This is a genomic window from Promicromonospora kroppenstedtii DSM 19349, from assembly GCF_000515355.1.
Classification (GTDB): domain Bacteria; phylum Actinomycetota; class Actinomycetes; order Actinomycetales; family Cellulomonadaceae; genus Promicromonospora; species Promicromonospora kroppenstedtii.
This window is the reverse complement of the sequence record NZ_KI911573.1, coordinates 13,600-14,086: the sequence shown is the minus strand read 5'-3', so window position 1 is coordinate 14,086 and position 487 is coordinate 13,600. Positions and strand designations below refer to the sequence as shown.

Annotated in this window: 1 pseudogene; it reads left to right on the top strand. The window is 74.1% G+C overall.

Features of this window, described 5'->3' with window-relative positions:
- Nucleotides 1–487 (top strand): annotated as a pseudogene (locus PROKR_RS33390) (hypothetical protein); the annotation flags it as partial.

Sequence of the window (487 nt, the reverse complement as noted above, 5' to 3'; positions counted from 1 at the left end):
GGAGGTCGCCGACCCGCCGCGGCTCGCGATCCCGGACGTGCTCCGGCTCGGCGAGGTGCCGCACGAGCAGGTGGCGCTGACGACGTACGTCCAGCGGCTGGGCGCCGTCGAGCGCGCCATGGAGAAGGTCGAGGACGCCTACACCGCACCGCTGCGGGAGCGCGCCGAGCTGCGCTACCGCGTCAAGAACCTGATGACGAAGGCCCAGGGCAACGGGCGCTCGTCGTCGCCGGCCGTGAAGGCGGGCGAGGGCGAGGTGCGCGACGTGCTCGACGCGACTCCCTGCGACCTGGCCCCTGGCCCGGCACTTCACCGAGCAGCTCGAGACGCTCGTGCGCGACCTCCCGGAGGGACACCGATGACCGAACAGAAGTGCGCCGAGCCGGGCTGCACCGGCACGATCGAGGACGGCTACTGCAACGTCTGCGGCACGCCCGCCGGCGGCAACCCCGACGGCGACGCGCTGGCCGCCGTCGCGGCGTCCTGG